The 945-nt window shown below is 72.8% G+C and carries 1 protein-coding gene and 1 pseudogene; both read right to left on the bottom strand.

Features of this window, described 5'->3' with window-relative positions:
• Positions 1–138: 138 nt before the first annotated feature.
• Positions 139–636: a CC0125/CC1285 family lipoprotein gene (locus ACIPQB_RS22090; RefSeq protein ID WP_446487396.1), complete on the bottom strand. Its 498-nt coding sequence runs from the start codon at positions 634–636 to the stop codon at positions 139–141.
• 20 nt (positions 637–656) lie between these two features.
• A pseudogene (locus ACIPQB_RS22085) lies at positions 657–863 on the bottom strand (RluA family pseudouridine synthase); the annotation flags it as partial.
• Positions 864–945 lie beyond the last annotated feature (82 nt).

Here is a 945-nt window from a genome sequence, read left to right as displayed (position 1 = left end):
GCTCCGCCTCTTCCAACTCCACCGCCGGCAACTCCCGACCCACCATCCCGCAGCCTCCCTAAAACCAAGAGAGTCTGTCACGACTGAGTCGATACCGAGTCCGCGAACTTCTGAGTCAGGACACTAGGGGCGAATAATCTAGACCGACGCCCGGCCCTGCCCCACCGTCCGCACGATGTCGCGGGCGTCGTAGACGTCGGCGTCGCGCGGCCGGGGGCCCTTGCCGAACACCGCCTCCACCGAGCTGCTGACCGCCGGGCCGGGACCGAGGTTGAAGCTGGTGCCGACCCCGAGCCCGACCGAGCTGTGGCGGCCATAGCCGCCCGAGCCCCCGCCGATCGACAGGGACGAGCCTCGGCTCGAACCGGTCTGCTCGGTCACCCGGTCGGCGACCCGGAACCAGTCATAGCCGTCGCGCAGGGCCAGTTCGGCGGCCCGCAGCAGCACATAGTCCGAGACCTGGTTGACCGGCGCGCCGGGATTGCCCTGGAAGGTGACGCGGTAGCGGCCGGCCTCCAGGCGGTACTCGGAATAGCCGGCGCTGCTGGGGCCGGTCCGCGGGCCGTAGACGGTCGGGGCGGTGGCGCAGGCGGTCAGCAGGGCGGCGGAAAAGGCGAGCACGATCAGCGGTTTCATGGCGATGTCTCCTGCCAGGCTTAACGGTCGTCCGACCGCTGGCGTTCCGGACCTTGGCGGTCGGGAACGGCCAGGCCCAGCTTATCCAGAATCGCCCGCATGTCGTCAGGGATCGGCGCGCTGACCCGCCGCTCGCCGCCCTCGGGATGGGGGAAGACCAGGCTGGCGGCGTGCAGCATCAGCCGCGGGACCGGCGTCCCGCCCAGCATCAGCGCCCCGCCATAGCGGCTGTCGCCGGGGGGGGGGGGGGGGGGGGGGGCCCGCGGGCCCCCCCGCGGGGGGGGGCGGGCGGGGTGGGGGGGGGGGGCG

This window comes from Caulobacter sp. LARHSG274 (assembly GCF_052871235.1).
Note: the sequence above shows the minus strand (reverse complement) of the source record. Positions and strands in the feature narration are given on the sequence as shown.